The organism is Aquidulcibacter sp. (assembly GCF_044346625.1).
In the GTDB taxonomy this organism is placed as follows: Bacteria; Pseudomonadota; Alphaproteobacteria; order Caulobacterales; family Aquidulcibacteraceae; genus Aquidulcibacter.
Map to the genome: position 1 here is coordinate 23,819 of NZ_JBIIYV010000039.1, position 7,067 is coordinate 30,885.

8 protein-coding genes and 1 pseudogene are annotated in these 7,067 nt (G+C 58.0%); 6 read left to right on the forward strand and 3 right to left on the reverse strand.

What is annotated here, in order from left to right; all coding sequences use genetic code 11:
- Positions 1-3: 3 nt before the first annotated feature.
- The 5 genes from ACIQ20_RS10735 to nadC all read left to right on the forward strand — a co-directional run bounded on the left by ACIQ20_RS10735 (position 4) and on the right by nadC (position 5,130).
- Positions 4-525 (forward strand): tyrosine phosphatase family protein, encoded by a 522-nt coding sequence (locus tag ACIQ20_RS10735; protein WP_395780151.1) that lies wholly within the window; start codon positions 4-6, stop codon positions 523-525.
- A gap of 1 nt (position 526) precedes the next feature.
- The gene (locus ACIQ20_RS10740) at positions 527-1,483 is read left to right on the forward strand and encodes an NrtR DNA-binding winged helix domain-containing protein (RefSeq protein ID WP_395780153.1); all 957 of its coding nucleotides are present in this window, start codon (positions 527-529) and stop codon (positions 1,481-1,483) included.
- A 158-nt stretch (positions 1,484-1,641) separates the two neighbouring features.
- Complete coding sequence (gene nadA, locus ACIQ20_RS10745; protein ID WP_395780155.1) at positions 1,642-2,790, forward strand: quinolinate synthase NadA; 1,149 nt, start codon at positions 1,642-1,644, stop codon at positions 2,788-2,790.
- A 1-nt stretch (position 2,791) separates the two neighbouring features.
- The gene (locus tag ACIQ20_RS10750) at positions 2,792-4,291 is read left to right on the forward strand and encodes an L-aspartate oxidase (RefSeq protein WP_395780157.1); all 1,500 of its coding nucleotides are present in this window, start codon (positions 2,792-2,794) and stop codon (positions 4,289-4,291) included.
- The gene (gene nadC / locus ACIQ20_RS10755) at positions 4,288-5,130 is read left to right on the forward strand and encodes a carboxylating nicotinate-nucleotide diphosphorylase (protein ID WP_395780159.1); all 843 of its coding nucleotides are present in this window, start codon (positions 4,288-4,290) and stop codon (positions 5,128-5,130) included. Before ACIQ20_RS10750 ends, nadC begins: the two co-directional genes overlap by 4 nt.
- On the opposite strand, the pseudogene ACIQ20_RS10760 reads toward nadC, so the two are convergent.
- The 3 genes and pseudogenes from ACIQ20_RS10760 to ACIQ20_RS10770 form a co-directional block, all read right to left on the reverse strand.
- Positions 5,127-5,621 (reverse strand): annotated as a pseudogene (locus tag ACIQ20_RS10760) (DMT family transporter). The gene nadC and the pseudogene ACIQ20_RS10760 overlap by 4 nt on opposite strands.
- Before the next feature lie 40 nt (positions 5,622-5,661).
- Positions 5,662-5,775 carry a 4-oxalocrotonate tautomerase family protein gene (locus ACIQ20_RS10765; protein WP_395780161.1) on the reverse strand — a complete coding sequence of 38 codons (114 nt, stop codon included), beginning with the start codon at positions 5,773-5,775 and terminating at the stop codon, positions 5,662-5,664.
- A gap of 12 nt (positions 5,776-5,787) precedes the next feature.
- Positions 5,788-6,726 (reverse strand): alpha/beta fold hydrolase, encoded by a 939-nt coding sequence (locus ACIQ20_RS10770; RefSeq protein ID WP_395780163.1) that lies wholly within the window; start codon positions 6,724-6,726, stop codon positions 5,788-5,790.
- Positions 6,727-6,743: 17 nt separating this feature from the next.
- On the opposite strand from ACIQ20_RS10770, the gene ACIQ20_RS10775 reads away from it, so the two are divergent.
- Positions 6,744-7,067: TetR/AcrR family transcriptional regulator (locus ACIQ20_RS10775; protein ID WP_395780165.1), on the forward strand; the 324-nt coding region annotated here is incomplete at its 3' end.

The following is a 7,067-nucleotide window of genomic DNA, read 5'->3' on the forward strand; positions in this document are numbered from 1 at the left end:
TTAATGCCCTATATTTCGGTCTGCTCTTTGGCTTTAGTCCCATCCACAATCACGCGCTTACGGCCGTGGGGCATGATCACGCTTCTTGACCCCAACAGCATGATTGAGACCCCTGCTGGCCTGTCGCCCGACACGCATCTAAGACTTGGCCTCAATGATGTTTCCTCGGTGCAGGCGGGCCTCATCACACCCGCCGAAGCCCATGTCACCGCTATTCTGGAACATGTGCAGGCGTGGGATCAGTCCGCACCGCTAGTTGTGCATTGCTGGGCCGGAGTCTCACGCTCGACCGCCTCCGCCTTTATGGCGGCCTGTGCTTTGAACCCCGACGTCCCACCGCTCAAAATTGCCCAGTTCATGCGTGAGGCCTCGCCCACCGCGACGCCCAATCGCCTTTTGACCCGTTACGCGGATGATCTTTTGGGTCGAGGTGGTGCCATGGTGGATGCGATTGACGCGATTGGCCGTGGTGAAGATTGTTGGGAAGGTGTAGCCTTCGATCTACCAGCCCGGTGGGAGCCTTAGCATGAATGCCACGCCACGCGTTATTATCGGCCTATCCGCCGTCGTCGTGGCAGCTAGTGGCAAGGGCCCTGAACTTCTGTTGAGCGGAAGCCCGGGCGCCATCGGCCTGCCGTTTGGTAGTTTCGACCCAATCGGTCACCGTACCTTCGAATTGGCCGTGCGCGACTTTGTGACCTCCCAAACCGGCTTTGCGCTCGGTTATGTGGAACAGCTCTACACGTTTGGTGACAAAGGCCGGGAAGCCCCCGTGGCCGACATGGGCCAATCTTCAGACGCAGATCGCGTTGTGTCGGTGGGCTATATCGCCTTGGCGGGGAGTATTGATGAAGGGCAACGCCGCGCCGGTGTATGGGCTGACTGGTACCGCTTCTTTCCGTGGGAAGATCGCCGCAGCACAGCGGGCATGCGGGCTCTGGATCTTTTAATGCCAGACCTCAGCGCTTGGGCGACCACAACAGAGCGGCAAAGCCGGGTCGCCATGGCATTTGGACTGCAAGGGCAGTCGTGGCAGGAGTCCCAAGTATTGGATCGGTTTGAACTTCTCTATGAAGCAGGCCTTGTCCAAGAGGCTCAACGCGACCGCGCCAAGAGTCGTGGGAGCGCCGCCCCTGCGGCTGAACGCGCTTATGTGGGAGAGCCCTTAGTCTCCGATCACCGCCGCATCCTTGCAACCGCCATGGGTCGCTTGCGCGCAAAAATTCGTTATCGCCCTATTATCTTCGACCTAGCACCAATGCGCTTTACCTTGAGCGAGCTACAGGACCTCGTAGAGGCTCTATGCGGCGTTAAACTGCATAAACAAAACTTTCGCAGAACGCTGGAACGCTCCGGCCTCGTGGAATCCACCGGTGCTATGCATGCTGATACCGGTGGTCGCCCCGCCATGCTTTTCACCCGCAGTGCGACCAGCCGTCAGGCCGGTGCCTCGGGCCTCAGCTTGCCGCTGGCTAAGCGCTAAATTCATGCGTCTGCGTTTTGTCCGGATGCGGAAAATGGATTTCAATTGACAGACCCTTTTGCTCACACTAAGTATAAGCCCCCCGCGCCAATAACGGCTGATGCTTTGGCACAAGGGACTAATGCTCAACTTGAGTATTAGTTGTCAGGAGAATGAAGATGGCCGTTCTAGATTTAGGTTCAAAACCCTCAAGCGAGGGCAGCTCGGGTGCTGGCTCGCGCCGTCTATCGCCAGCTGCTGCGCGGGGCCTTGTCTATGACGCCGCTGTAAAGGCAGAGACTGACCACCTCTATGAAATCGTACGCCACGTAATCTCGCCCCTTGAATGGCCAGCCTATGCGCCATTGATAGCGGCCATCAATCGCCTGAAGAAAGAGCGCGACGCCGTCATCCTCGCGCACAATTATATGACCGCCGAAATCTTCAATTGCGTTGGCGATTTTCGCGGCGACAGTTTAGGGCTCGCCCGCGAGGCGGCAAAAGTTTCAGCCAAGGTGATTGTGCAAGGCGGCGTGCATTTCATGGCTGAAACCTCAAAAATCCTGTCGCCCGATAAAACGGTTTTGATCCCGTCCTTAAAGGCAGGCTGCTCGCTGGCGGCTTCCATCACCGGTGCTGACGTAAGGCTGATTAAAGCACGCTATCCGGGCCTGCCCGTGGTCACCTATGTCAATACAACTGCCGAAGTAAAAGCTGAAAGCGATATTTGCTGCACCTCATCCAATGCAATCCAAGTGGTGGAGACCATCGCTAAAGAATGGGGCGTGGCTCAAGTCATCATGTTGCCAGACGAATATCTGGCCAAGAATGTTGCCGCCCAAACCGGCATCAAAATCATCTCGTGGAAGGGCAAGTGCGAAGTGCATGAGCGCTTTACCGCAGACGATATCGCCGAAATCCGCGCCTCTCATCCTGGTGCCATCATTCTGGCCCACCCTGAGTGTCCGCCTGAAGTCGTTGCAGCCTCTGACTTTACCGGCTCAACCGGCGCGATGAGCGACTATGTGCAAGATTACAAGCCACAGAAAGTCGTTCTGATCACCGAATGCTCCATGAGCGACAATGTTGCCGTAGCCAATCCAGACGTGGAGTTTATCAAGCCCTGTAATCTCTGCCCGCACATGAAGGTCATCACGCTGGAAGCCATTTATGATGCGCTGAAAGAGATGCGCTATGAAGTGGAAGTCGATCCAGATATTGCCGTGCGTGCCAAGCAGGCTGTCGATGCCATGTTGGCCATCCCGCCTGCTCCTGCTGGCAAGTTTGACCCAACACGCCATGTGCCAGACTCTTTGGAACTGATCTGAAGTGGACACACAACGCCTGAAGGACGGTAGTGTCCTGATCATAGGGGCAGGTCTGGCTGGCTTGTTTCTCGCGCTTAAGCTTGCGCCGCGCCCTTGTGTGGTGGTGTCGCCAGCGCCGTTTGGACAAGCAGCGTCGAGTGCTTGGGCGCAAGGTGGCTTGGCAGCGGCCTTAGCCCCGGAAGACAGCGCGCAAAGCCATGCGAAGGATACCATCGCGGCGGGCGCTGGCTTGGTGGACCCGATTGTTGCCATGCTAATCGCCAAGGACGGGCCAGCGCGCGTGCGCGACCTGTTGGACCTTGGCGTTGCCTTTGACCGCCATGAAGATGGCTCCCTTGCCCTGTCTTTGGAGGCGGCCCACAGCCACGCCCGCGTTGCGCGCGTCGCCGGGGATTTGGCTGGCCGCGAGATTATGGCCAATCTGATCAAAGCGGTGCGCGCATGCGACCATATCACCTTGGTTGAAGGCGTTGCGGCGCGAGCGCTTTTACAAACCGAAACGGGTCGCATCGGCGGGGTTCTGGCCATGAATGGCAAGCCCATCCGCTTGGAGGCGGGAGAAACCGTGCTCGCGACTGGTGGTTCTGGTGGTTTGTTCCGCGTGACCACCAACCCGGTCGAAGCGGCAGGCCAAGGCCTAGGCATGGCCGCACGCGCTGGCGCGCTGGTTGCCGATGCTGAGTTCGTCCAATTTCATCCCACCGCCATGGATTTTGGCCGTGACCCTGCCCCTTTAGCGACGGAGGCATTGCGCGGTGAAGGCGCACAGCTCGTCAATCTCGACGGCACACCCTTTATGGCTGGCTATCATTATCTAAGCGACCTTGCGCCGCGCGACAGCGTGGCCCGCGCGGTGGCGAGCGAGATTGCGGCGGGGCGCGGTGCTTACCTTGATTGCCGCGCAGCCATTGGTGCAGGCTTCCCTGACCATTTCCCGACCGTGTTTGCCGCCTGTGCAGCCGCCGGCGTGGACCCCCGAGTCGACCTGATCCCTATCGCTCCTGCCGCCCATTATCATATGGGCGGTATTGTTACCGACGTATGGGGCAAAACCACGTTGGACGGCCTCTCCGCGATCGGCGAATGCGCGTCTACCGGGGTGCATGGGGCCAATCGCTTGGCGTCCAATTCCCTCCTCGAAGCCGTGGTGTTTGCGCATCGGGTTGCTGAGCGCTTGCGCGACGTGCCCTCCGGCAGGCAAGCAGGAGGCGACGCCGCATCTATCGCGCCTCTGCCTGCGGATGCCTTGCATGTTCTGCGGACTGAAATGACCGCCAAAGCCGGTGTGGTGCGCGATGCAACGGGCCTAACGAACCTTGTCGGCACCATCGAAAAGCTCAAGGCCCAAAATGGCCCTACCAATGAATTGGTCACTGCAGGCCTGATCGCTGAAGGCGCTTTGGCGCGGCAGGAAAGCCGCGGCGGCCATTACCGCAGTGACTTCCCAAAGGAACTTGATCCTGCCAAGCGCAGCTTCGTCACCTTGGATGTAACACTATGACCTATTTGCCCGATGTGGTGATTGAGCCGATCGTTCGCATGGCGCTGGCGGAAGATTTGGGGCGCGCGGGGGACGTCACAACATCGGCGACCGTTGAACCTGATCTTGATGTGCAGTGGGTGTTGCGGGCCCGTAGCCAGGGTGTTCTGGCAGGCTTGGATGCTGCCGCCCTCACCTTGCGCCTGATTGATCCTGCAGCCGTCCTGCAGCCACACCTGAAGGAAGGGGCGCTCCTTGCCGCCGGCGATGTGATCGCCACCTTGCAGGGCAAAGCTCAAAGCCTGTTGATGGCTGAGCGCGTGATGCTGAACTTTCTGGGGCCTTTGTCGGGAATTTCCAGCCTGACCGCCCGCTATGTGGAAGAGGTGAAGGGCACAAACGCCAAAATCACCTGCACCCGCAAAACCACGCCTGGCCTACGTGCACTCCAGAAGAAAGCGGTACGCTTGGGTGGAGGCTCTAACCATCGGTTTGGCCTCGATGACGCCATCCTGATTAAAGACAATCATGTTGCCGCTGCTGGTGGCATTGTGCCCGCTTTGACCCGTGCCAAAGCCTATGGCGGCCATTTGCTGCCGATCGAAGTAGAAGTCGATAGCCTTGCGCAATTGGAAGAAGCGCTGCCTTTCTCCCCAACTTGCATCATGCTGGATAATTTCAGCTTGGCAGATTTGCGGGCTGCCGTGGCACGTGTGGCGGGGGCCGTCACCTTGGAGGCCTCAGGCGGGGTCAGTTTGTCCACTGTGGCGGACATTGCCGCTACAGGGGTGGATTATATTTCCGTGGGCGCTCTCACCCACTCGGCCCCCTGCCTCGATCTGGGGTTGGATGAGGCCTAACCCGGCCGTCGCGCCAGAAAAACCCCACCGACCATCAACATAAGACCAAGTGCCCGTGTCAGCGTCAGTGGATAGCGCTGTGCCCCCAACAGCGCGAAGTGGTCTAGCGCCGTAGCACTGACCAATTAGCCGAACAGAACCAGAAAAATTGCAGTACCAAAGCCGTTGCGCATGGCTGCGAGCGTTACGGACAGCACGCAAAAAGCAACGAGAAGCCCGCCGAGCCAAAAGCCCAACGGTGCTACGGATCTAAACAGCTTAGTGGTGCCCGCAGCTAAAACCGCAACGCCCGTCGCGACGGTACCGACGATAAACAGCGCAAAAGGCACGGCCACTGGGCTTGCGAGCCGCAAGCCCAAGCCATTATTGAGAGCGGCCATTATGGGAATGCCAAAGCCCGCTAGCCGAATCAGGACAAAGAGCCAGAAGGTGCTGCTCCGCCACTCATCCTCCAGCGCTTGTTTGTGTAACGCTCTTGCCGCCAATCCCACAATTGCAGGTCTCCACCTCGTCGATGATGACAACCATCGTTTAAGGGTTTTTATTGAGTTCAACGCGCAAAAGCTCGGTCACGCCTGCCATCAAGGCAGCTTTCTTTTCAGGCGTGAGGCCATCTGGAGTCACTTTGATGTTCACAAAGGGCATGATAGTTAACTCTTATGGGACCATAGAGGAATGGTTCGAGCCACTCGGCAATGCCTTCACGAATGCCAAAAAAGACGTTTGAAACGCGACCGGGTCTTCCAAAAAGGCTGCATGGCTGCCCTTGAAGAATTCCACCTTTGCATGGGGAATTGTGTCCACCGCGCGCTTGGACCGTGACCACGCAACAATCTGGTCGGACTTGGCCCAGGCAAACAGGACGGGCAAACTCAAGCCAGCCGCTTCGCCGGATAAATCAGCATCGGCCCCTCCAAAGCTGCGCCAGGCTTGGGTGAGGATCGGTGCCATTTCAGGCCCGGCCGCGACAATGCGTGATCGTTGCGCGAAGGCTGGCTTGCCAGACAAAACCAGCCGATAATAAAGCTCAAACGCCCAAGGAAACCAGCGCGCACCGCGGGCCCCGGCCTCAAAGAAGCGGACCAACAACTTGATCACCGCCGCCGCTAAAGGATAAAGGGGTGCCAGCCCACCGGGATTACAAAGAACCAACGCGCGGATAGCTCCGAGCCTTTCGAGGGCGGCAATCAATGCCGCCGCCCCGCCAATGGAATTGCCAATGACAACGGGCTTTGCTTCCCCAAACAAAGCAGGAATGAGGTCAGACAAGATAGCCGCATAGCGTTTGGCACTCGCAGGTTCTCCGGTTGCATCAGACGGGCTAGCGCCATGACCGGGCCAGTCGACACACACCATTTGAAACCCCAAAGGCACCAAAGCGTCGACAAGGTTTTCGAAATCACGGCCTCCATGGGCCGTCGCGTGAAGGCACAAGACCGGAAGGCCTACACCACGTCGGGCAATTGCGACGTTAGTTCCGGCGGCTTCCACCAAATCATAGGGCGGTTGCACCCCAATCGCCGCACGAAGCGGGCTAACTGGCAGAAGAGATTGGTCCATCCATAGATAAGTGATATGAATATCACTTATTGTCAAGCTCGAGGTCTGTAGCCATGAAAAGTCGAAAATCAGGGCGGGCAGAACTTCTCAAAGCTGCACAATCGGAATTTGAAGAACAGGGCTATGACGGCACACAAACCAATGCCATCGCGCGACGGGCGGGCTATGCCCCTCAGACTTTTTACCGACATTTTCCTGACAAAAAGGCTATCTTTCTAGCGATTTACTTGGAGTGGGCAGAGGCAGAGGCTCAAGCTTTGGCCAAGGCCGAAACTGTCTCAGCGATGATGGAGGCCCTGTTAGACCATCATGTCTTGCACCGAGTGTTTCGTCGCTCCCTACGGCACCTGTCGGCAATCGATCCAGAGATCGCCGCT